The organism is Enterococcus sp. AZ078, assembly GCF_051714985.1.
GTDB lineage: Bacteria > Bacillota > Bacilli > Lactobacillales > Enterococcaceae > Enterococcus_B > Enterococcus_B hirae.
This window is the reverse complement of the sequence record NZ_JBIOSW010000004.1, coordinates 17,129-38,981: the sequence shown is the minus strand read 5'-3', so window position 1 is coordinate 38,981 and position 21,853 is coordinate 17,129. Positions and strand designations below refer to the sequence as shown.

Annotated in this window: 19 protein-coding genes and 5 pseudogenes; 3 read left to right on the top strand and 21 right to left on the bottom strand. The window is 31.4% G+C overall.

The window, feature by feature from the left end:
* Window positions 1-363: 363 nt before the first annotated feature.
* The 8 genes and pseudogenes from IGJ18_RS14920 to IGJ18_RS14885 all read right to left on the bottom strand — a co-directional run bounded on the left by IGJ18_RS14920 (window position 364) and on the right by IGJ18_RS14885 (window position 8,576).
* Window positions 364-975 carry a DUF3862 domain-containing protein gene (locus IGJ18_RS14920; RefSeq protein ID WP_128436420.1) on the bottom strand — a complete coding sequence of 204 codons (612 nt, stop codon included), beginning with the start codon at window positions 973-975 and terminating at the stop codon, window positions 364-366.
* A gap of 307 nt (window positions 976-1,282) precedes the next feature.
* Window positions 1,283-1,863, bottom strand: a pseudogene (locus tag IGJ18_RS14915) (transposase); the annotation flags it as partial.
* Between the two features lie 127 nt (window positions 1,864-1,990).
* Window positions 1,991-3,385 (bottom strand): glutamate decarboxylase, encoded by a 1,395-nt coding sequence (locus tag IGJ18_RS14910; protein WP_081115486.1) that lies wholly within the window; start codon window positions 3,383-3,385, stop codon window positions 1,991-1,993.
* Window positions 3,386-3,415: 30 nt separating this feature from the next.
* Complete coding sequence (locus IGJ18_RS14905) at window positions 3,416-4,828, bottom strand: amino acid permease (RefSeq protein WP_136771198.1); 1,413 nt, start codon at window positions 4,826-4,828, stop codon at window positions 3,416-3,418.
* A 967-nt stretch (window positions 4,829-5,795) separates the two neighbouring features.
* Window positions 5,796-6,044: a hypothetical protein gene (locus IGJ18_RS14900; RefSeq protein ID WP_161638217.1), complete on the bottom strand. Its 249-nt coding sequence runs from the start codon at window positions 6,042-6,044 to the stop codon at window positions 5,796-5,798.
* A 78-nt stretch (window positions 6,045-6,122) separates the two neighbouring features.
* The gene (locus IGJ18_RS14895; protein ID WP_438843550.1) at window positions 6,123-6,326 is read right to left on the bottom strand and encodes a hypothetical protein; all 204 of its coding nucleotides are present in this window, start codon (window positions 6,324-6,326) and stop codon (window positions 6,123-6,125) included.
* A 158-nt stretch (window positions 6,327-6,484) separates the two neighbouring features.
* A complete protein-coding gene (locus IGJ18_RS14890) occupies window positions 6,485-7,045 on the bottom strand; it encodes a recombinase family protein (RefSeq protein ID WP_438843549.1) in 561 nt (186 codons plus the stop codon).
* Between the two features lie 892 nt (window positions 7,046-7,937).
* Window positions 7,938-8,576 carry an immunoglobulin-like domain-containing protein gene (locus IGJ18_RS14885; RefSeq protein WP_438843548.1) on the bottom strand — a complete coding sequence of 213 codons (639 nt, stop codon included), beginning with the start codon at window positions 8,574-8,576 and terminating at the stop codon, window positions 7,938-7,940.
* Window positions 8,577-8,985: 409 nt separating this feature from the next.
* Here IGJ18_RS14885 and IGJ18_RS14880 point away from each other — a divergent pair.
* Window positions 8,986-9,514: pseudogene (locus tag IGJ18_RS14880) on the top strand (transposase); the annotation flags it as partial.
* Between the two features lie 42 nt (window positions 9,515-9,556).
* Here the strand turns inward: IGJ18_RS14880 and IGJ18_RS14875 are convergent.
* The 3 genes from IGJ18_RS14875 to IGJ18_RS14865 all read right to left on the bottom strand — a co-directional run bounded on the left by IGJ18_RS14875 (window position 9,557) and on the right by IGJ18_RS14865 (window position 11,732).
* Entirely contained in the window at window positions 9,557-9,745 is a 189-nt protein-coding gene (locus IGJ18_RS14875) for a hypothetical protein (RefSeq protein WP_081115480.1), read from the bottom strand.
* Between the two features lie 550 nt (window positions 9,746-10,295).
* Window positions 10,296-10,997, bottom strand: a complete 702-nt coding sequence (gene pnuC, locus IGJ18_RS14870) for a nicotinamide riboside transporter PnuC (protein WP_081115479.1) — start codon at window positions 10,995-10,997, stop codon at window positions 10,296-10,298.
* Window positions 10,998-11,009: 12 nt separating this feature from the next.
* Window positions 11,010-11,732 carry a nucleoside phosphorylase gene (locus IGJ18_RS14865; RefSeq protein ID WP_081115478.1) on the bottom strand — a complete coding sequence of 241 codons (723 nt, stop codon included), beginning with the start codon at window positions 11,730-11,732 and terminating at the stop codon, window positions 11,010-11,012.
* 164 nt (window positions 11,733-11,896) lie between these two features.
* On the opposite strand from IGJ18_RS14865, the gene IGJ18_RS14860 reads away from it, so the two are divergent.
* Together IGJ18_RS14860 and IGJ18_RS14855 are read left to right on the top strand one after the other, a co-directional pair.
* The gene (locus tag IGJ18_RS14860) at window positions 11,897-12,112 is read left to right on the top strand and encodes an ATP-binding protein (protein WP_438843547.1); all 216 of its coding nucleotides are present in this window, start codon (window positions 11,897-11,899) and stop codon (window positions 12,110-12,112) included.
* Window positions 12,113-13,787: 1,675 nt separating this feature from the next.
* A pseudogene (locus tag IGJ18_RS14855) lies at window positions 13,788-14,297 on the top strand (ISL3 family transposase); the annotation flags it as partial.
* Here the strand turns inward: IGJ18_RS14855 and IGJ18_RS14850 are convergent.
* The 10 genes and pseudogenes from IGJ18_RS14850 to IGJ18_RS14805 form a co-directional block, all read right to left on the bottom strand.
* Window positions 14,298-14,691: pseudogene (locus IGJ18_RS14850) on the bottom strand (ParB N-terminal domain-containing protein); the annotation flags it as partial.
* Window positions 14,668-14,849 (bottom strand): annotated as a pseudogene (locus IGJ18_RS14845) (DUF3440 domain-containing protein); the annotation flags it as partial. The pseudogenes IGJ18_RS14850 and IGJ18_RS14845, both read right to left, overlap by 24 nt.
* 175 nt (window positions 14,850-15,024) lie before the next feature.
* Window positions 15,025-15,363: a type II toxin-antitoxin system PemK/MazF family toxin gene (locus IGJ18_RS14840; RefSeq protein ID WP_081115477.1), complete on the bottom strand. Its 339-nt coding sequence runs from the start codon at window positions 15,361-15,363 to the stop codon at window positions 15,025-15,027.
* Window positions 15,356-15,583 carry a type II toxin-antitoxin system PemI/MazE family antitoxin gene (mazE, locus tag IGJ18_RS14835; protein ID WP_081115476.1) on the bottom strand — a complete coding sequence of 76 codons (228 nt, stop codon included), beginning with the start codon at window positions 15,581-15,583 and terminating at the stop codon, window positions 15,356-15,358. The genes IGJ18_RS14840 and mazE overlap by 8 nt, the downstream gene beginning before the upstream one ends.
* A 344-nt stretch (window positions 15,584-15,927) precedes the next feature.
* Entirely contained in the window at window positions 15,928-16,395 is a 468-nt protein-coding gene (locus IGJ18_RS14830; RefSeq protein ID WP_438843559.1) for an EF0163 family protein, read from the bottom strand.
* Between the two features lie 18 nt (window positions 16,396-16,413).
* Window positions 16,414-17,577 (bottom strand): peptidoglycan DD-metalloendopeptidase family protein, encoded by a 1,164-nt coding sequence (locus IGJ18_RS14825; RefSeq protein WP_438843546.1) that lies wholly within the window; start codon window positions 17,575-17,577, stop codon window positions 16,414-16,416.
* Between the two features lie 10 nt (window positions 17,578-17,587).
* On the bottom strand, window positions 17,588-18,796 hold the full coding sequence (locus IGJ18_RS14820; RefSeq protein WP_438843545.1) for a DUF3991 domain-containing protein: 1,209 nt from the start codon (window positions 18,794-18,796) through the stop codon (window positions 17,588-17,590).
* Between the two features lie 57 nt (window positions 18,797-18,853).
* Window positions 18,854-20,800 carry a MobP2 family relaxase gene (gene mobP2, locus IGJ18_RS14815; RefSeq protein WP_438843544.1) on the bottom strand — a complete coding sequence of 649 codons (1,947 nt, stop codon included), beginning with the start codon at window positions 20,798-20,800 and terminating at the stop codon, window positions 18,854-18,856.
* Window positions 20,800-21,174, bottom strand: a complete 375-nt coding sequence (locus IGJ18_RS14810; protein ID WP_002334431.1) for a hypothetical protein — start codon at window positions 21,172-21,174, stop codon at window positions 20,800-20,802. Before IGJ18_RS14810 ends, mobP2 begins: the two co-directional genes overlap by 1 nt.
* On the bottom strand, window positions 21,158-21,445 hold the full coding sequence (locus IGJ18_RS14805) for a hypothetical protein (protein ID WP_438843543.1): 288 nt from the start codon (window positions 21,443-21,445) through the stop codon (window positions 21,158-21,160). The genes IGJ18_RS14810 and IGJ18_RS14805 overlap by 17 nt, the downstream gene beginning before the upstream one ends.
* Between the last annotated feature and the right edge of the window lie 408 nt (window positions 21,446-21,853).

The following is a 21,853-nucleotide window of genomic DNA, read 5'->3' as shown; positions in this document are numbered from 1 at the left end:
CATAGGAACTACGGGGATAGCTTGGTCACTTGTTAAATAAGAGACACCTCTGTTAGTAAAGAAATACGCTATCAAGTATGCTCTCTTCCCAAGAAACTCCCACTTCAAGCGTAAGAAACCGTTAGGTTTAGCTAAGTGCTGAGTAGTTCACTTCTTTAGTGATAATCATTTTTTTGCCATGACAAAAACACCTCCAAATTTATTTTACTAAATTTGAGGTGCTCTTTTTTTATTGTATCTAATGTCAGTTCTCATCAATGAATATCTGAAATATCTCTTTTTAAACTGTTTGGGCAATTCATCATAGATAGCTTTCAGTGTTTTAATTAAATTTTCTATTAAACTTGGCTATTTAAAATTGGCTTACACTAATCCAACTTCATTTTTAGAAGTAGCAATATCATTCGTAAATGTGATAACAAAATAAGATCCTAATGGTCCAGTAGTATTTGTTTCCCACGTCAATGTTTGAATATTTTCACCATTTGAATTTTTATATTCCGCAATAGCATTCGGGTTACCAAATTTTTTAATAGCTTTTTCCTTTGATAAATCCTTATTCATTTGAATTTCTCCAAATACTTTAGAAGAAACTACTTTTTCTTTATCATAAGAAACATATAATCCAGATACTGATTTTTCGACAACATTGTTGTTTTCTGTACCAACAGTTAACTTAGCACCCAATTCTCCTGTCTTATTACTTCCCCAGGTATAAATGGTTTCAGAATTTCCCGAATGATCTGTAGAAGATTCCGTGTATAACGGAGAACCTAATATTTTATTTACATTCTCCAAACCTGTTCCTATTGTTAATTTATCATATACTGATTTTACTTCTTGAGCAGATTTCTTTTCTGTTGTTGTAATTTCTGTTGTTTCTTTCTTTTCATCATTTTTAGCGATAGTCATTGACCCAATACAAATAAAGATTACCGTAATGACTCCTATAATAATATAGATTATTTTTTTCAAAATACTTCCTCCTATTTTAAATAACTAAAAAAATTATAAATAATTAAAAGCTCAGTTCCTAGGTTTTTAATAATTAATTTAATTTCTAAAAAAAAATTTAAAATTTTTTCTAGGCTTATACTATTAGACTACAGGGGATTAGTGACTACAGTGAACTACTCATCTCATCACTCAGCTAAACCTATCGGTTTTTAAAACTTGAAATGAGAGATTCTTGGGAAAACAGCATACTTGATAGCGTATTTCTTTACTAACAGAGGTGTCTCTTATTTACCAAGCTCTCCTCCTACGGTTCTTTATTTTATCTATCCTGATTTTTGATTATTTCTGTATTCAACTTATTCAGAAAATCAGTACGTTGCTTCATTACTTTTTCGTGTAATCGAGCTACTATGCATTTCTATTTTTAGCTTCAAAAAGATTGATCCCTTTATTTTTAGCCAATAACGTACGTCTGACAATCTATGTTGTTCATATTTTAGTCTCTTTTCCATTTTTGATGTGAATTTATTGTTACCAATCTTTTGTTTGAAAGAATGGCAGCGTCAATAATACATAAGTAAATACTAATTGCATAATTGTTTTTTTTTTAACTCGACAACTTCTTCTTCACGCAGCAACAAAACATAGTATTTGCCACTTGAATAACGTGAGATTGTGATCAAACCTTTAGATTATCTATAAAGCTTAATTTTAACTAAAAACTTCAATTTAGAAACTTTGACGAATTTATTATCAATCAAAACAATTGTTCCATTCTGATTGTTGGTTGTGCAACTTTGAACCAGTTTTTTTCTTTTGAACGACGACATATTCATCACGGAAAAAATTATTGAACGCCTTGTCTAGATTAATTTTTGTATTCGCTAAAGCAAGAATATCCACTTTTCCTTAAATTCCAGTGTGTATTTCCTCAAAAAAAACACCCCTCTAAATTAGATTTTTAGTCTAACTTTTGGGGGGCACTTCACTTAAACAATTTAAAGGAGGTAAATAATTACTTATCTGTTGAAATTTAGTGGGAAAATCCATAAGTAATATCAGGGGATTCTTTCCGTATAGATCTTTGATTTAAGTGATCAATGCCAGTCTTCATATCTTGAATTAAATCTATGGCCATTTGCATACTTAAGTCTGCTCGACAAACAAAACGTTGGATATTAATATTTGATAGATTATCAGGTAACGGATAAGTAGGGACTTGCCACCCCTTCATTGCAAATTGATCGGTTAGATCATATAAATTCCAAGAGATAGAGACATCTTTCTTCAATTTATAGCAAATAATTGGTAATTGTGAACCGTCATTATAAATATCAAAATAACCCATTTTATCAATTTCTTTTGCTAAATATTTTGCTACATCACTGGTTTTTTTATGAATTGATCGATAGCCTTCAAACCCATTACGGATAAATGTGTAATATTGTCCTATTATCTGACTTGCACTTCTTGAGAAATTGATTGCCATTGTTGGCATTTCTCCTCCAAGATAACTAACTTTGAAGACTAATTCCTCTGGTAAAAAATCTTTTTCTTTCCAGATAACCCAACCAACACCAGGATATACCAATCCATATTTGTGTCCAGAAGTGCTAATTGAACGTACATTTTTCAAACGGAAATCCCATTCAAGTTCTGGTTCCATAAATGGTACAAATAATCCACCACTGGCAGCATCTACATGAATATATACCTTGTAGTCAGTCTGTTTGTTATATTCCTCTATTTTTTTATCTAATGCCTTTATATCGTCATATTTTCCTGTATAAGTGATTCCTAAGATACCTACTACGCCAATCGTATATTCATCAAAATAATCGGTTACAGTGTCTATATTGATACTCCCATGTTCTTCATCAATCGGGATTGTGCGCATTTCAATATCCCAATAAACACAGAATTTTTCCCAAACGACTTGATATGCAGAAGAAATTACTAAGTTAGGTTTTTGTTTATTGATATCTAAACCAAGTTTTTTTACACGATTACGCCATGCAAATTTTAATGCTAATCCCCCCAACATACAAGCTTCACTTGAACCTACAGTCGAGGTACCTATAAAATCAGATTCATCTGGAACATTCCATAAGTCAGCAATGATGTTAACACAACGATTTTCGATCTCTGCTGTACGTGGATATTCAGTTTTATCTATTGCATTTTTGTCCAATGTTTCACACATGATTTTTGCAGCTTCTGGTTCCATGTATGTTTGACAAAATGTAGCGAGATTTTGTCTTGACACACCTTCATCAATTAATTGATCTTTTACCAATTGATAAGCATCTCGAGGAATCAGCGAGCCTTTTGGCAGTTTATACATAGGAATCGCTTCGTCCATCGCTTCATTTCCGAAAATAGGTTCCAAATATTGTGCTTCATGTCTATTTTTTTTACTGAATAACATTTTTCTCTCCTCCTAAAAAGCACTGATTTCTTAGATTTTTCTGTTATTTCCTTTTTCATCAAATGTTTTATAAATCCCAAAAGGGATAACTAAAATAATTAACCAGCTAATAATTAAGATGGCTAAATACGTTCCTCCTTTACCATAACCGATATCGTTAGGTGGAAAAAACGATATAAAGAATGCAAAAACTGAAACAAGTAACCCTATAATTGCCACACCAATTTTTACTTTCTTTCCACCAGGAATTTGGTATGATCTTGCTAAATCTTCCTTTTCTTTCACTAATTTGATGTAAGAAATAAATAAAAGAACATAAGCTACAAGATAAATACATACTGTCAAAGCCATTGCAACAAAGAACGAAAGATTAGCTCCCCCTCCTCCTAGTGTTAGTACAACTGCCCAGATAGAAACGATTATTCCTTGAATTAATACGATATTGGTCGGTACATTATATTTATTAACTTTTGCCATTTGTTTTGGTAGCAGTCCATTTTTAGCTGCTTCAAGCATAGCAGTCGATGGGCCAACCACCCATGTGGCAATTTCAGCAACAACACCTAAACAAATAATGACTGCAATGATACGAATAAGAGTTTCTCCTCCACCAAAATGATGAATTAAATAAGAATAAGCTTGAATTACTCCTGTATCTAGTGATAACTGATCTTGTGGGATTGTTGCAGCAACTGTAGCACCACCCAATGTATCTAAAATAATTGTCAAAATTACTAATATCAAAATAGCCTTAGGATAATTTTTTCCAGGATTATCCATATCTTTCACATGACTGGCAGACGATTCAACCCCTGCATATGCTAAAATAAATGAAACAAAGACCACTAATGTATTTATTTTAGTAAAATCTGGAATCCAAGCATCCGCACTAAAAGAGACTTTTACTGGATTTCCTTGCGCAATATAGAGAATACTTAAAGTGAAAAGAAGGACTCCAGTCGCTAATATTCCGACAAAAAATCCTATTTTTGCAATTTTAGCGGTATTTTTTGTCCCAGTAAATTGTGATATTGTGATCAACCAAAAAATTATTAATGTACCGATTAATTTCAACCAAACATTTGTATTTAAAGCAGGCCAATTAAGTGCGTAAGATAGTGCCCCTATAATAAAGTAAATCATTGTAATGAAACCTACTGTAATTTGAAACCATTGAAAGAAAATAGCAGCAAATCCCCATTTTCTACCTAGAGTTTTTGATACCCACGTATAAAGACCTCCTTTTTCCCATCCTTCTACAGTAGCCATTTCCGCAGAACAAAGCGCCACAGGAATAAACCAAAGAAAGCCACCAACTAGTAAATAAAAAACTAGATTCATCTTTGATGTCGCAAATGTCGGATACTCATAAACTGTCATGACCATTGAGGCAGTTATAGCAAAAAAGCTCATCAAAGATAGTTTTTTTGTACTTCTATCCATTTTTTTCCTCCTTATTATTTATTTAATAAACTCATAAATACGAAATTCTAATTTTTTTCGTCATTATGAAGTCTTCAAACAAGGTTGCAATTACTCGCATTCTGTATTTCCCTTTCTTAGATATTATTGTGTTTGCTAAAAAGAAAGCGGTATCATTATTATCGGAAATAAATAACTAATTTTAGATATCATTAAGTTATCTTACTTAACGAGTAAATAATTATTTTAGAAAAAACAATTTATATATCAAATACGAAAAAAAAGTAGCAAAAAAGTAATACTTGATTTTTAATATGTAGATAAAAATAATACATGTTATATTTTTACGATTTAAGAATACTCCGATAAATAAAGATAGTCAAATAAAAAATATATTACCTAATTTGTTTTTTATTGTTAATTGTATAACTTGAACTAATTTTTAAAATGAGAAAATCCAATAGATTTATTACAAAAGAAATTTTTATATACATTATCTAAAGTTAGTTAGATATTAACCATGAAAAGACTATATACTTCTTTTCTTTCAAAAATGGAAAATTATTTTATGTAAGTGTTGGCAGTATCGTTTTTAAAATAATCCTTTTTTATTTCTTCGTAATCTCTTATTCTATTATCGATCTCAAATTGTAGTCCTTACGAAAACAACCAAAATACTAAAAAAAATCGTCTTTTTTTCATTAGTAAAAATCAGAATTTTTATACTTTTAATTGTTTCGTAAGGACAATTTATTTCCTTAATTTTTGAATATATTTATTAATGATATCAAATTAGTACGCCACTCATTGATAATAGATCAATCATTTATTTCCCAAAAAATGGTTTTACATAATTAATTAGATGATATTGGTAGAAAGTCAAAAACAAAAAGTATTTAACTTAATTTCTTCACTTTATAATTTAAATTCATTGAACAATGTTTAAACAAAATAAAAGTTATTCAATGTTTCAAGAAAACATAAAATTTTATCTTTGTAAAATCTTTCTTATAATGCGGATAACTAAAGAAATAGTTGGAATAATCATCAAGGCCATTACTATATACCAAAAGTCCATTACTACATTTTCCCACGTAATCGGAACAAATACACCTACTAATAAAATCATAGCAAGAATAAACAAATTAAAGATGAATGCAGACAAAAACTCCTTCATACTAACATTTGCAGTATAATTAAAACTTCTTTTCCAATAATCCATATATGCTTGAATCATTATTTCATCCCCTTTTAAATTATTAAAATTAAAAATATTTAAATATTAACATATAAAAAATGTCTAAAAACAATCAAATTACAAACTAGTATAATTATTTAAGTCTTTTTTGAGATCACATAGCGGAAACGTATATCCCTCTATTTTGAATTTTCTTTTTGAAATTAAATATCGCTCAATTCCATATTCCGTTTTATTTTCAATAATAAAAGTATTTTTTCGAAAACGAACTACTTTTCCTGTGCAATATTTTTTATTCACATCAATTGTTGAAAGTTCCATGCCTTCTTAAATCAACATATATTTCTCACCTGATTTTTATTGATTAAAATTGTTATTTCTATAGATATTCATAATTTGCAGATTTGAAAATAACTGGTCTCTGTTGTTTTTCATAATAAGAAATAATTTGTTCGAGATAATGTCTTTGTACTTATTTTTTATTCCTTCATTTTATTTAAGTAACGATAAATTGTTGTACGAGAAACATTCCAACGTTCTGCAATCGTCTTAATAGGCGTACCACTATCCACTAAAGTCTTCAGTAATTCCAAATCCTGAGAGGTCAATTTTTCAGGACGTCCACCAAACCTTCCTCTTGCGCGTGCGGCAGCACGTCCAGCTGCTGATCGTTCCAAGATCAAATTACGTTCAAATTCTGAAAATGCCGCGAATAAGTGAAACATAAGTTGACCAGTCGAACTGGATTTATCCATCGTGATATTTTCTTGAAGACTATGAAAACTTACACCACGTTCATTCAAGCGATTCACAATCAAAATCAAATCTTCCATATTCCTTCCTAATCGATCTAAACGCCAAACGACAAGTGTATCTCCAGAACGAACAAAATCGATGGCCATTTCCAATCCTGGTCGATTACTTTTTGCCCCACTCATATGATCGGTAAAAATTTTCTCACAACCAAATTTATTTAAACTATCTTCTTGTAAATCTAAATTTTGTAATCCAGTAGATACTCGCGCATATCCTATTTTCAAAAAAATCACCCCTAACTAAAATCTATTGTAACATAACTTTATTTATACGGTTTAAATGAACATAGATTTTGTTATGGGTTTATGAACATAAAATGAATTCATTTTTTGAAAAATAAAGGTAAAAAATAAAGTGTTCAGAAATGGGTCATTTTATGGACACTTAACATCTACAAATAATATTTTGTAAAACTTCGCGCTACCAAGTGTTGTGTAGTAATGTAAATGATAAATAAGTGTTCATATTATATACAAAATTTAGACTACAAGGGAGTCTTTAGTAATCAAATTGCCGTATGATAACAGTGAAAAGTCTTCAGATAATAAAAAATACATTGTTGTATATTCAGAAGATAGAGTAATTATGTTAGTTCCTAGTATCAAAGATCCACTCAGTGAGTGAGAAGAGGCGTAATATCGTAAAAAAATGAAGGAAAAGATTTAAGGGCAGAAATTTTATAGTGTTAGAAGAAAAAACTATATTCCTAAAAAAGATAGAGATTTTCTTTTACAAGATATGGCCAACCTTGAAAAATTATCCATATATTTTGAACATCTTAGTTTACAATGCTTTAGACACATGCGAAAATAAGTTACCTAGAAACTTCAACACAACAAAAAGTCTTTTTCAAATATGAACAGGAGATTCACCTATCCTTATCGAAAAAATATGCTAACACAAAATTAGAAACTTTTCACACATACATATGAAAAAATTGAAATGAATTACTTATAGATTGAGCAGTTTCTCAAATATGAGCTTGCCAATTTTTCTGATTAATGGGTCAATCAGCTATGCATAAAAAATATCCAAGCTAGTGACCCTTACTAGCTTAGATATTCATATATGATATTATCAGCCAGATACAATAAAGATACTCTTTAATCAGAAGGATTAATTAACTTTAACATTAATTACGGTTCTAGTGTTACCGTTACTGTCATATCCGACAACTTCCACTTTGTCTTTATTTTTTGTTATTTTATCTTTTGCGAATAATGAAAAACCTTCTTGTCCATCACTATTCAAAGTTGTTTCTTTTTTTCTAACGACTTTGTTATTAACTCTTAAGGCTACTGTATCAATTCCCCCTTGATTAGTACCAGAAATATATGAATCTCCCAAATGATAATTCTGTGAAGTATTCATTTCATAAGCGTCATGCAATTTAGGGAGAACCTCACATTTTTTTGTTGTAACAATTTGACCTGTATTCGAAATTCCTTCTACTTCAAATACTTTTGTTTTAGAATCTAAACCTAGGAAAGATGTACGTACTTTAAACTTACCATTGGATACATTGACTGAGACTTTCTCTACCCCATCAACAATAAATTTTACTTGAGAAATACCTGTTCCAACACCTTCAACATAAGGATCGGTCCAAAAAATTTTTTTAACATTTAACTGATAAGCCTGTACCTCTGACACATTAGCCGTATCTGCAATACTGTCTCCATGTACAATAACCTCTGAGGAACATCCTATACTGAATAATATACTTGAACTGACTAAAATATTTCTTAACTTCATTTTATAATAAATCCTTTCAACATTATATAATTGACATATGGTATTTTGTTGCAATAGAACAATTATTTTTTATGATAGTCATCCCTGAACCATCATTATGTTATCATTCCCCTTCCTTTAATAATGTTATATATTAAAAGAATATTCTTTCAAATTGTATCAATACTATTTTAATATATATATATTAAATATGTAATTTTATTTTTACAAATAATCATAAAAAAATAAATATAAACAATTCAATACTATATATATCTGTTTTAAAAATAATATTTCTTTGTTTTTCTTTAAATGAGGAGTGATTTCTTCTGGAATTAACTAAAATTTTTTATCTGTCATTTTATGGACACTTATTTTGAGATAAAAAGATACTTCGAATATGATTCTAGTTTTGAATAGTAACAAAATTATAGGAAGAACTTTTTTAAACCACCGAGTGAAGGAAACCAAGTCATGACTTAAAAGTGCTTCTCAATACCAATATGGACTTGGTAAAAAAATGAAACGTTATTGGAAACTCCTACAAAAAGAAGAGGCAAAGTTGAACGATGAAAAACAGGTTTGGCGTGCCAGTTTTAAAGATTATTTAACTGAGAGAGAGATTGTCGATCGACTGATAGCCACTTGTCCCAACCTGCGACAAGGCTATCAGTTATACCAAGATTTTCTTTATGCAGTAAAGAAAAGAGAGCATTCACTATTTGAGGACTGTTTATCCAGAGAAGTCAGCCAGCTACCTGAAACTTATGCGACAAATTTGCGAACATTTAAAAAGTTTCTGCCACAGATTCAAAATGCTCTCCGCTACAGTTATTCAAACGGACCACTCGAATGTTTAAACAACCATATTAAAACGCAATGCTTATGGGGTTCGAAATTTTTATAATTTCAAACGACGGATCATGATTCGACACGGTAAAACTATTTTAACCAAATAAAAAGAACAGAAAGAAGTTTTTCTTCTTTCTGCCCAAATTATTCTAAGATTTCTCTTTACCAACATCATTTGACAAAGAGCCTGTATTATAAGAATGTATTAAATAAGGATGTTCTAAAAGTCTGGAAATTTTTTGCACTTCAGCAACGATTTCCGGATGCGTTAACCATTCTGGATCATTTGTTAATTGACAAATTTTCTTGCGCAAAATGATTTTTGAATTTTGTTCCATAAGATCACTTCTTGAAATAAAAATTGTGAACTACTCGCCACTTAGCTAAACCTGATTGTTCTTAATGCTTGAAGTGGGAAGTTCTTGGGAAAAGAGCATACTTGCTAGCTTATCTTTTCACTTGCAGAGTTTTCTCTTATTGACCAAGCTAATTCTCGTAGTTCCTACGCTTCTCTCGGTCAAAATGCAAACTACAACATAATGCTATGACAGACTTAGTTCTGTTCTCACTCTAATCACAATCATTGTTACACCTGCATCATCATGAATGACTTCACATTTTACTTGTGGTGCTAGTTCAATATCTTTCAATCGGACGTTTTCAGACTGAAATTACACAATTGAGCTTGGAATCAAAAAATTATATCATTTACTTTTTCGATTTCCAATTTACTAACACCGAACAATATTCATCCCTACTTATAAGGGATGAATGCCTAAATATGTTAAAATAGTCGGAGAAAATTCATTTATTTGGAAAATAAAGATATATTTTGATATTATAGAGAGTTTTAGTACATTGACAAGTAATTTTATTCTTTTTTAACATTTACTTTCGACTGTTTTCTGCCCATACTTTTGTAGCATAAATAGAATTAAATAATAATGCTGCTTGTAAAGCCACTTGAGATAAATTAGCACCCAAAGTACCTATAGCTGTATCTCCATTTAAAATTTGTATAGTTAAAACACTCCAATAAATAAGATTGGCCAAGTTTACTATAATCCATAGAGACCAATTCTCTCTATATTTAAGTATATAAAGAATTTGCGCAATAAAGCTCAATACAAAATTTATTGAATCAAAATAAGGTAATTGACCATTTACTTGACTTAAAATAAACCATCCCATTAACCAAGCAATAAATGCACCAAAGAATATTAATTGGCGCATTTTATTTGAAAATTGATGAACTGATTCATCATTTCCCCACATAAACCAACCAATTGGTTGAGAAATAACATAAATAATATCCATTGAAAAAGAACCATATGCATGGCTAATCCATGCTATGTAAGTCATTGCAATGCATTGAATTGTACCAAAAATAAATGCTACTCTTCTTCCTTTCATTCCATATACTAAGGACATGATCCCAGTTACACCAGATAACATTCCAACCAAACTATCAGGAGCAATTGCATAAACTAATAATTGAAGAGTAATCAGTCCTAAACAATAAATGACTTCAAATTTTTTCCAATCCAAAAATAATTGATTATATAACCACGAATGAGAATTATTCTGCATTACTTTTCACCTCTAAATAAATGAATCACTCAAAATGTCTAAAGCTAATTTTATAGCTTCTTTCTCACCTTTTATCATTTGTCTATCCTGGTCTACAAAGTTATTAACTCCCTCTCTAAGATCATTTTTGTAAGGAACAACATTCGTTAATATCGACAAGGTTTCGATATTTCTTTGACGACCAACTATAAATAAAATTCCTGATTCCATGTCAGCGGCGATAATCCCTTTAGAAGTCCAAAAATCTTCACATTGTTCATTATCATCCATATAAAAACCGTCGTGAGATCTTACAATTCCATAATTTGCATTAGGTTTATATTTATATGCAGAAGCAAGCAAATTAAATGATGGGACTGCAGGATAAATACTTGGAATATATTTCTTTGATAGTCCATCATCCCTTACAACTCCCTCAGCAATAATTATACTTCCTAGATCAATATTAGGTTGCATAGCTCCTGCAGAACCTACTCTAATAATTTTTTTAATGCCAATATTATTTAACTCTTCAATTGCGATAGCAGTAGAAGGAGCTCCGATCCCTGTGGAAAGAACTAGTATTTTTTTATTTTGGTAAATTCCTATAGATGATTTATACTCTCGATTGTAAGTTAAAAATTGGAAATTACTCATCATAGTTAATATTAAATCAACTCTAGCAGGATCTCCTACAATAATGGCACTATCAACATCTATATCAGAATTTAGACGAATATGGGGTTGAACATTCATAAATTAATCCTCCTAAAACAAAAAAAGAAAACGTTTTAGTCATTTTTACTATAATCGTTTTCGTTTGTCAATAATATTTTTATTACCAAAATTCATTTTATCTACTTGTTTAAGATATAGCATGAAGGAATTGGATGATATTCGTATAAAGAAAGTAAGACGTTTTGATCAGATTTTTTACAACGAATATTCCTTTGTTTCCATGGGCTGAAATCTTTCAAGATAAAAACTTAACAAATGCACTCATCGATCAATTAGTGTACCACGCTAAGATTACTAAAATTAATGGAAAGTCTTATCATATTAAAGATTATAAAGAAAAAAATTGTCGTATAGGTAACCTTGTTATTTGTGGGCTAAAAACCTACATTTTTGAATGACCATTAACTTTTCATTCATGATTGGTAAATAAGAGACACCATTGCTAGTGAAAAAATAAGCTATCAAGTATGCTGTTTTCCCAAAAATATCTCATTTCAAGTTTTAAAAACCGATAAGTTTAGCTAAGTAGTGAGTAGGTCACTTTCTAGAGTGATTCTAAAGAAATACACTAGACAAATAATAATTTACGGAAGTATTTATTATGTCATTGACAAAGCATGAAAAAAATGACCTAAAGTTGAAGAAATAGTTAAAACATCTAGAATGTCTACAGATGAGTCGCAGATTTTACTAGAAAAACAAAAGAAAGATTGAACAGCAAAAGATCGAAAAACAATAAAAACAGATCCTGATATTAAAAGTCTAATAGAAATATTTAGTAATTTTGATGGAACAAAGGAATATGAAACAGTTTACCAAATGGCAAAATTTTATTTAAAAAATAATTATGATGAACATGTACAACAAATTATTACAAATATTCAAGATGCTAAATTTATCAATTAACTCGTAAAAATAGAAAAGGGGAATAAGAGATTAATCCCTTATTCTCCTTCTTACAGAGTTTAAAAATTTGAGATATTGGAAGAGATAGGAATTGTCAATTATAAATAAAATTCATATATAAGTTTTGGGAAATGGTCAATAAGTATATAGAATTATTTATAATGACAATTATACTTTATGAAAAAAAGACTTTAAATTTCAGCCTTATAAGCTATTGGTTTGAATAATTATCTAAATCTTTTTTTCAATTTAATTTTAGAATTATTCTGATTAAATGCACTTTCTTTTTTTCTTATTATTGTTTATTTTTTAAACTATCATAACTGTTATTCAATAAATAATCCCGATTTCCTAATCAATAGTATAAAAAAAATCATAAATTATATATGTTTACTAAAAATAAAAAAATATGTAATGATTTTTTTATTTATAATAGAATCAAGTTAGGTGATTAAAGATAGAGAGAGATTTTTAAATAAATTGTTATTGTCTCCTTGAATATTTTTGATTTACATTGTTTGCTGATTCTATTACCTAACTTAAACACCCACCATCATAGTTACCTCTTAGTTTAAAATATCTATACTAAGAGGTGCTATGAGTTTATAGTGGAAAGAATAATTGAATGAACTATGAAGTTTATTCTTTTTCTAAAGTTATCAGGAATAATTATAGAAACTTCTCTAATATATGCTTCTGAAAATTTATATTTTCTAAGTTGTATTGTATTATTCTAATATTAACATCGTAGTAAGTATTGTTATCAATAATTTTCCTACATATTTGAATCTATTAAATAAAAAAGATTAAGATAATAATTTTAAAACTTATAAAAAATGCGAATTTTAGATAAATAAGTCCCCCTATTTATTTATAATTCCTCCTGAGAAAAATTCAGGAGGCTTTTTCTATGTTTTTAATAAGATTAACATAAATATGTATATTAAAATACTTGCCTACCTATATATTTTGAATGACAAGTATTTATAGAAAATACTTGTAAAATCAATTACTCAATCGGTAGAAACAATTTCTACAGAAAAATAATAAACTATTTAAATATATCCATTTAAATAGTTTCTATACTTTTGGATGTAAAAATATAGAAAAGATACTCTGAAATCCTTTACAATTAATTTGGCGAACCAATTCATAAAAGGATTCAAGATATCTTATACTCAGCTTATCAATGATAACCTAAATATTATAGACTTAAATATCTATTTCGAGGAAAATTGTTTAACCAAAAAAATATAATGGGCAAATTTGTTTGATTTACAAAGATACTCTCTAATACACGCCAGAAGAATGTCCGCATTGTCTTTGTGTCGTCCCCTCTAAGATCATTCATTGGGGGACGGCAACCATCCTGTTGTTACTTAATGAATTCTTTGAGTATCGGGCCTATATGGGAGTTAAAGAAACAACGATTCAAATGAAAGTCCTGCCAGATTGCCTTCGTAGAGATATCTCTGTCGCTAAGAAACACTGTTTATTAGTCAAAAAGTTCGTTGATCTATCGTTACTCACTTAAATGAGATGATAAAGGAAATCACTAGTTAGAAAAATATTTCCATTTCTTCGGTTTATCGTGTCATGAAGAGATTCTACCGCCCATCGAGCCCTTTCAACCAGACTTTGCCTAATGTCTTATGCTTTGATGAATTTAAATCGGTTATCACTTAATCCTGACTCTACTAGCATCTGCACAATTTCAATGGAATATTTACCTCTAGCACTATTGTATCGAATGGTACTGATAATTCTTTCAGTTATTAGTTTATCAATGATAACTACAGATAAATGATTCTCTTCTCTTTTCGCAATTTCAGGAGATTTTTTTCATTACTAAATAACCATTATAACCATCTACAATCTCATAATAATCTTTTTCTTTCACATAATAACAAACAAATGGCATTGTATATCCATCTACTAAAATAGATTGTTCTAATAATTTTAACTCCTTAGGCGCTACTTTATTTGGATTATAATCATTAATTCGAATTTTACTAATTGGAATTCTATAAACCTTATAAACAGGGTTTAAAAATCTTTCATCTATTTCCATAGAACCATTGTCTCTCTTTTTTTGTAATTCATCTCTAGTTTGAGAAAAACCCATATAGCAACAAAAGTATCATTTTTTAAGATAGTAATACACATTCTTTTATAAGATAGAACCAATCGAAAGTGTTTAATTGATACATCATCTGGACAATCATAAAATTAAATTTTATGATTGTCTGTTTTTTGAAGAATGAAATTTTTTCAAGTAAATATTTCTAGTTTCCTTTGGCAATATATGCTGTCCAAATATCTTCAATCTTCCAATCCTATAATGGATAATATGATACACTCTAAAAATATATTGTATCGAGCCAAATTCAGTTTTTATCAATCATCAAAAATCAATTTCTAGTGAATAATCTAAGATTTGTTTCACTAATAAAAAGTCTTCTCCTCTTAATCGATCGATAAACTCTTTACTCACAATTCGATCAGTATCGAAACTATGAATTTGTGTCGCATTCACTCTTCCATGTATTTTATATCCATGCAATGGAATATAACCAGAAAAATCATTTCCGCCTGAAGTAATTGGACACACAATAATATAATTTGTTTTTCGATTATACGCATTGGAAGAAACAACCAGTGCTGGGTGTTTCCCTCTCATCTCTCTCCCAAAAGAAGGCGTAAAATTCAACCATATGAGATCACCTTGTTGCGGTTCATACATCCTTTTCTATCTCCTCCTGAGCTAAAAATTGCCATTCCTCATCTTCAGCCTTTTGAAAAGCTTCATCTGACAAAAATGGATTTTTTATTTTTGGCGTAAAAATCAATCCACCATTTTTTGATTTATAGGTGACATACTCTGTTCCTGCTTCAACTTTATATTGTTTTGGAATTGAAATAGAGATTGAATTGCCAACTTTTCTGGCTGTTACATTAATCATTTTACATTCCCCCTCTTCACAACGAATCTTACCATGTAAAACATAATTTAACAACGTATATATTCTTAAAATGATTGGAATTATCTTCTAAAAAATATACCAATTGGTTGATCAATTCGTTGTAAAGATTCCAGTATATCTTGGTATTTTAACTTTTCTATCCTTGTTTGATCCCATAAACATAAATGACTATCCAGCCTTGATAAAACAATTTGTGCTTCTGTTACTTTCCCATCAGCTAAAAGTTCATTTTTTACGTAGTTTAAGTATCTGTGTAAAAAATCTTGTAGTAGCTCATTTTTTTCATAATATTTTTTTCATTTCTGTTCCCTCTTTTTTAGTATTCAATGTACATGAAGTTGTTCATAGCGAAAATTATCAATTTTATATTGGCCATCTTCTTCAACCAGTTGAACAACAAATAGGACTTCGTTTTTTACACCACGACTATCTTCTTCACCCAATAATGCATATTGCTTTTCATTATCGGTATCTTGAAACACTTTGACAATTTTTCCTACACTACGAAATTTAGCATCTAAATCCACATTAATGCCATTTTCTTCTTGACATTTTTCTGTCATATATTCTTTTACGGATTGATTCCGCTCTTTTAATGAATTGAAATTTAAAAATTTATTGCCAAATGCTACTAACATCGGACGTGGATTTTCGGGCTCTTTACTTGCTTCAGTCGTTTTATCTTCCAAAACCATCGTTGACTGACTGGTAGTTGTTTCTTCTACTGTCTTTTCTTCTTTTTTATGACAGCCCGAAAGAGAAAGAACCGCTAGTAAACTGAGTAATATCACTTTTTTCAATCTTCTCTCCTACTTTCCACTTTGTTGTAAATAAGGTAATGGATCTAACCAAACACCGTCATTTTTAAATGCTGAAGCTTGGGCGGCATACCAATCGCTCTTAGTAAATCCTAAGTGTAAATGTGCCGTATCTCTTATTCCTATTACTTGTCCTGCTTTGACTTTATCTCCCACTTTAACACGTGCATTTGAAGGAGAAGAACCAAATTCCTGATACACCATACTTAAATCACCATCCTTTATAACAATGACACATGAACCCAATGCTGCAATACTTGGATTACCAGCAAATACGACAGTTCCTGCATGAACCGCATGTATCTCATTTCCAGGGTGATCAACCGATCCAAAATCTAAGCCATTATGGAAACCATTCACGCGAAATTCTCCTCCAGGATTTTTTCCAAAAAGTTGTCCTCCCAAAAATGAACTTCGATCTAAACTTGATCCAGGAAACGGATTGTACCATCCACCACCTAAACTACCAGTACTTCCGCCACTAGAAGTTGAACCAATACTTCCCCATTTTTTGATCGCAAATTCATCGTATTCAGTTAGATTATAGGATTTAATAATTCCCATAGATCCTTGATAACATGCGCTTCCTTCGGTAATTCCTGCTGCTGCATACCCACCTCTACCTAGAATTAAAAGGCATTGTCCAGGATCTTTATTTCCCACACACGCATTGAAGTTGGATTGAGTAGCCACCATGTAACCATAATATGCATAACATGCTTTTGCATCAGGAAATTTCATGTAATTTCCTCCCTCACTTCCTCCGACACCTCTTGCACTCCCTTTAGGGTAAGGACAACCTGAATACCAGGTTATCCCAAAATAATTATGATCATTTTTTCCAGAATACGATTGTCCATAAGCACTTTCCCATCCTAATTGCGAAAGAATGACTGAAGGTAATAATTTGTATTTTACTGCCGCTCCTACCGCATATCTCGCGTGTTCATCTGTAATGGGGCCTCTTCCTTTAATTTCCTCAAAAATAGGTAAATCTTCCGTATACTCTCCGGTAAACATTCCTTCTGAGCAAGAACTTACTTTTTCTGTTGCCCCTACTGAACCAATCATTTGTATCATCATATTTAGCATAATAAAAAAAGGTAAAAGCAATAGAAGAAGACCTGAACCAAACACCATTAATTTCCATTTCATTCAGATACCTCTACGCTTGTTCCATCACATTATCTTCTTTGACTATCATGGACTGTTCTACTACGTTATCTTTTTCAGTTACTATGGAGCGTTCCACCACGTTGTCTTCTTTAGCCGATATAGATCGTTCCATCAAGTTGTCTTCTTGAACCATCATGGATCGATCGATAGTTTTCAAATGATTGGTTTCTTTTAATAAATCATTGTAGTCAAAGGATTCAGACTTCCCCAATTGTGATACCGGCAATTCTTGACGAACATTATAGTTGATAAATGTTTCTGAATATCCCTTTTGTGCCAAATACTTCTTAAAACGATCGACAAAGTCTCGTCCTGCTTCATCATTATTCACACACAATGAAATACGTGGAACGATCGTTTTCTTCCCTTCTGCCATCTTCCGATTGGATTCTAATACTTTTCTAAAATAGGATTCTACAACTTGATGCTTCAAACCTGACATGGCACAAAAATCAGTATTTATTAATGCTTTTTTCGCACCAAAATATCTTTCTTTATATAAAGAAAGATAACTCATCACTTCAATCGGTGCTTCAAATACTTTTAATTCTCCAGTAGGAATTTTCGAGTTTAAACTAGCAAAAAACATCGCATCTTTTTGATTCCCTGGGTGTTGGAAAAGAAAATAAGGACGATCCTTGATCAACCGTTTTTCTTCTGGTAAATAACGTGTTCCTCTTAATTCCACGCCCACCACTGTAGGATTCATGATTTGGGTTCGATCAAAAAATTTGAAAATAATATTTTGATAGCGATCTTCACCAATTAGATTGGCTTGATTAAATAAGGTCACAATCGTTGGGTCGATTTCTCGTTCTTTGGTCAAATAAGAAAACACTTCTGAAAAATTGGACTGTTCTTTAATGTCTCGTTGATAGTTTAACGGTTCATTCTCCTTCACTTGATAATCAGCTTCAGACAACACCTTGACTTCACTGCCTAAAATATCGCCAATGGCTTCTTCAAAAGAAAAATCATAAAGTTTCATCGCTAATATGATACAGTTATTGACCGCATGTTGATCGATCTCTTTATTGAAAAACATCACTTTTCGACGACTATCATATACCCAACTAGAATGTTCTGTATGACGATAATAGTTGCCTTGGCGTTGGAAAGTTTCTCCTTTTGAGATCATATATTCCAAAATATCTGAATTACGTGCTTCCTTTATTTGATTTGGTGAATAGTAACTCATCTAACATCCTCCTTTAGTAATAAAAAAAGAACAACTTCAATAAAAGTTGTTCACTCGTCAAACGGATAGATCTAAAATGTTTCGTTCATAAAAGCGTTCATTTCGCCATTGTTCTGTATTCTCTCGCAATACACGTTGAAGTTGATACACTTGTTTTCGTTTGGCTACTTCTTTCTGCCATTGCTTTTGTAACATGGCACGTTCTTTTTTGGATAATGGAAAACGCCGTTTCTTCGTCCATTTCTCTTGTTTTTCAGATGATTCTTTTGTTCGTTGATACATGGAACGCACCTCTTCAGCCTGACCTTGGAATAAATGGTCATAAGAATCTTCTGTTGGTATGGATTGTTCCAATGATTGAAAATAACGGTGCCATTCTTCCGCTGTTGGTGGTTCATTTTCTTTATGTTGGAAAGGATTGTTTTCAATTTTCTCCACTGATTCTTTCAAACTTTTTACAAATTCCTTTTGGTATTCTGATACTTTAGAACTTTTTGGTAAACACTGATCGATAAAGTATTCGGTTTGTTCATCAAATACTTGTTCTGTGATCGTTTCTTGTCTCGAACTTATTAGAATCATTTTTTTCAACATCGGAGGAAAATTGCTTTCTTCTACTTCCTGAATGGTCATTCTTTGGGTATTACTTGTGCGAAGTTTCCATTCCTTTTTTAATTCTCGTTTGTATTGTTCACGTTCATCAGGTTCTTCCTCGATTACATTCATTTTTTCTTCTTCCGTACGAATATAAGCCAACAAACTTTCCAAAACTGGAGGCTCGTTGGCTCGGTGTCGTGCAGGATTATTTACAATTCGTTCAAGTGCAAGTTGAAAAGCTTCAGTCGTTTTTGTCTGATTCTCTTCTGTGATTTTGTCACGATCAATTGACTGATCTTCCATCATCATCTCTCCTAATGAACCGCTGACTTGTCTTTTTTTAGGAACGAGATCCATCGCTTGGATTTCTTTTAAAATATGGTTTCCTAGACGTGTGTATAAGGTATGCAATTTATTTTCAGAACTATTCCGACCTTCTCCAAATGCAGACTCTTCTTCTGACTGAATATATGCTTGTCGATCCATCATTTCTTGATACAACTCAGGAAAATTTTGGTCGATAAAAGACTGGATCACTTTGTCTAATTCTTTTTTAAATCCATATTTTTCTGCGTAACCATATTTCTGGTAACCTTTTTGTTCGGGCAATTTTTCAGCCACACGTTGTAAATCCATAACCATATGGTTCAATTGTTCTTGTCCTTGTTCGGAACGTATTCCCTCAATCATTACTTTACGCAACACATCAATTTTCGCACGTTCTTTTTGTAAACCTAACAATTGATTGGCAAAAACTGATTTCATTTTACGCATGATCTTACGCGAACGATATCCTTTGACCTCAGTAACCAACTCACCTGTTTCTGGATCGACAAACCTTTTCTTCTCTCGAGTCGGATAAGGTTCGACAGTCGCTACATGGACATGAATATTATCTGTATTGTAATGGATAGAAGCTGTCCACACAGCGGAATCTGTCATTCCTTCTTCTGATAACATCGTAGCCATCGCTAATCGAATGGCTTCATGAATTTTTTCTTCTTTTAATTGATTCGTTCGTTCATCTAAGTAGCCATGTTGAACCAGCCATTGATTATCAAATGAAAAAACATCTTGCCACATGACACTTCCATTTTTAGCGGCGGCGGTAAATTGTTCTTTCATTCTTTTTAAATCTTCTTCATTTAATTGGTGTTTATCTGTGGAAAATAAGCGAGACGTTTTGACAGGATTCGCCATATAATGAATGTACCCTTCTAATGTTTCGTCTTCGTCTCCTTCATACGCCGCACTCGTCCCTTCTCTATTCGTAAAAGCAGAGTAGGCCTCATAAGCTTCATTACGAACAGCTTCTTCTCGATCCATATAATCGATGTAAGACTGAAATGCAGACGAACCTGGTCGAGCAAATTTTCCAGTCATAATAATCCCAGGAGACGACCCCATCAGTCATTCACTCGCTGTTCAAAGTGATGAAAAATCTCTTGATTCCGTTTCATCTCTAAATGATTTTCTGCTTCTCTTAAAATATGATTGGGCTCTTGATCAGACGATTTCATTTTGGGAAAATCTTCGTAATGAAGTCGTGTGTTTTCAATTTCGTAAACCACATTCATTTTGTTTTCTAAATTTCGCAACAAACTTTTTCGCAAGCGACGTTCTTCATCTAATTCTTCTTGTAGTTGTTCGATCATTTTTTCTTGTGCTAAGTAACGATCCGCTAAAATATTTACCACACCAGTTTTCGTTCCACCAAATTTCCCTAACAGCTCATTTAATAAATCTTCTGTACGATGGTTAGGATTAATTGAAAATGTCATTGATGTTTTCCTCCCTTATTGGTTCTTGGACTAAAGGGATTAGTCCTTGTTGAACATTTAATAAATACGCTTGTGTGTTTAAATCTAAGTGGGCGATTACATCATCCATTATCGCCTTCATTCGTAATTCTGTTTCGAGTACTGCTTCAAATTTTCCTGCATCACGAATAAATCCCTTTAACATTTCTGAGCGACTACGATTTGATTTTTTACAAAATGCTTCAAAACGATCCCACTCTTCTTTATTCACATTTTTAATTTTTATATCCATTAATCATCTTCTCCTTTTAAACCTCATAGTCGACAAAAATTGACGAAATTTTTCTCCTTTGTTCGATAAAAAATAATAGATTCCATAAAAAATACAACCCATAAAAATAAAAAAGATCAATAAACACAATACGAATCGAATCAATGATCTCCCTCTCTTTCGTTCTAAAATGTAATTTGCCATTACTAATGCAAGAGCATAAGACAAAAAGGGGGGCCTAAACGTCCCCCAACCCGACAGTGTCGGGCTTTTTGAGGTACCCCCTAAAATAGCCGTTTTCACAATTTTTGTGAGGGGTACACAAATTCTGTTAACCAAAAAACAATTTTTGTGAGGGGTACTTTGAAATAAATTGGAAAAAATCACTTCTCTTTTTTGTGATAATCTTGAATCTGTTCATGAAGCTTT

What these genes read in the sequence shown, in the direction of transcription:
- IGJ18_RS14910 (WP_081115486.1), bottom strand. Translation starts at nt 3,385, where the DNA reads ATGTTATTCAGTAAAAAAAATAGACATGAAGCACAATATTTGGAACCT.
- IGJ18_RS14905 (WP_136771198.1), bottom strand. Translation starts at nt 4,828, where the DNA reads ATGGATAGAAGTACAAAAAAACTATCTTTGATGAGCTTTTTTGCTATA.
- IGJ18_RS14900 (WP_161638217.1), bottom strand. Translation starts at nt 6,044, where the DNA reads ATGATTCAAGCATATATGGATTATTGGAAAAGAAGTTTTAATTATACT.
- IGJ18_RS14895 (WP_438843550.1), bottom strand. Translation starts at nt 6,326, where the DNA reads ATGGAACTTTCAACAATTGATGTGAATAAAAAATATTGCACAGGAAAA.
- IGJ18_RS14885 (WP_438843548.1), bottom strand. Translation starts at nt 8,576, where the DNA reads ATGAAGTTAAGAAATATTTTAGTCAGTTCAAGTATATTATTCAGTATA.
- IGJ18_RS14875 (WP_081115480.1), bottom strand. Translation starts at nt 9,745, where the DNA reads ATGGAACAAAATTCAAAAATCATTTTGCGCAAGAAAATTTGTCAATTA.
- pnuC (WP_081115479.1), bottom strand. Translation starts at nt 10,997, where the DNA reads ATGCAGAATAATTCTCATTCGTGGTTATATAATCAATTATTTTTGGAT.
- IGJ18_RS14865 (WP_081115478.1), bottom strand. Translation starts at nt 11,732, where the DNA reads ATGAATGTTCAACCCCATATTCGTCTAAATTCTGATATAGATGTTGAT.
- IGJ18_RS14840 (WP_081115477.1), bottom strand. Translation starts at nt 15,363, where the DNA reads ATGTATGAACCGCAACAAGGTGATCTCATATGGTTGAATTTTACGCCT.
- mazE (WP_081115476.1), bottom strand. Translation starts at nt 15,583, where the DNA reads ATGATTAATGTAACAGCCAGAAAAGTTGGCAATTCAATCTCTATTTCA.
- IGJ18_RS14825 (WP_438843546.1), bottom strand. Translation starts at nt 17,577, where the DNA reads ATGAAATGGAAATTAATGGTGTTTGGTTCAGGTCTTCTTCTATTGCTT.
- IGJ18_RS14820 (WP_438843545.1), bottom strand. Translation starts at nt 18,796, where the DNA reads ATGAGTTACTATTCACCAAATCAAATAAAGGAAGCACGTAATTCAGAT.
- mobP2 (WP_438843544.1), bottom strand. Translation starts at nt 20,800, where the DNA reads ATGGGGTCGTCTCCTGGGATTATTATGACTGGAAAATTTGCTCGACCA.
- IGJ18_RS14810 (WP_002334431.1), bottom strand. Translation starts at nt 21,174, where the DNA reads ATGACATTTTCAATTAATCCTAACCATCGTACAGAAGATTTATTAAAT.
- IGJ18_RS14805 (WP_438843543.1), bottom strand. Translation starts at nt 21,445, where the DNA reads ATGGATATAAAAATTAAAAATGTGAATAAAGAAGAGTGGGATCGTTTT.